General features: G+C 63.2%; 1 protein-coding gene. It reads right to left on the bottom strand.

The genetic code is table 11. The features are described 5' to 3' along the window. Positions 1-556 (bottom strand): IS110 family transposase (locus ACOJB8_RS41185; RefSeq protein ID WP_475018001.1); only part of this gene is annotated, 556 nt, incomplete at its 3' end. Positions 557-653 lie beyond the last annotated feature (97 nt).

Below are 653 nucleotides of genomic sequence, written 5' to 3'. Positions count from 1 at the left end.
CGATCTGTTGCTCCGGCCGGGCGAACCTGATGCCTTCCAGCCAGCGCCAATGCGCTTGCGTCCATCTGGAGCGGCCCGTGTAGCGATGGCCATGCCGCGCCAGAAATGACAGCAGCCGTTGCTTGGCCTGGCGTTGCAGATGCTTCATGTCCTCACGCGCACGGGTCAGATCGCGCAGCGCCTCCTGTGCCTGATCCGGAATCCACACGGGGCTCAACTCACCGGCGCGATACAGGCGCGCCAGGCTCAGGGCATCGCGCCGGTCGGTCTTCACGCGCTCGCCCGGCTTCTTCGGAATCAGCGACGGCGCCACGACCTGGCAGTCCTGCTTGAGTTCCCGCAGCTGTCGGCAAATGGTGTAGCCACAGGGGCCGGCTTCGTAGCAGAACGCAAGCCGTCCTGTGCCCCGCTTGAGCTGTGCGACCAGTTTCGCAATGGCCTCAGGTGTGTTCACAATCTCGCCCACATACCGCACTTCGCCAGCCGTGTCGGCGACCGCCACGGCAACCGTTTCCTGATGTACATCCAGGCCCACGTACTTGCTAAACTTGTTCATGACCTGCCCCCTCAATGCGGCTCTGAGCCGCGGTGTAGCCCACCTCAAGCTTAATCCGCGTCCCTTGAGGTGCGGCAGGTCCATACATGATGTCTAG

This window comes from Paraburkholderia sp. BR10141 (genome assembly GCF_056155635.1).
Note: the sequence above shows the minus strand (reverse complement) of the source record. Positions and strands in the feature narration are given on the sequence as shown.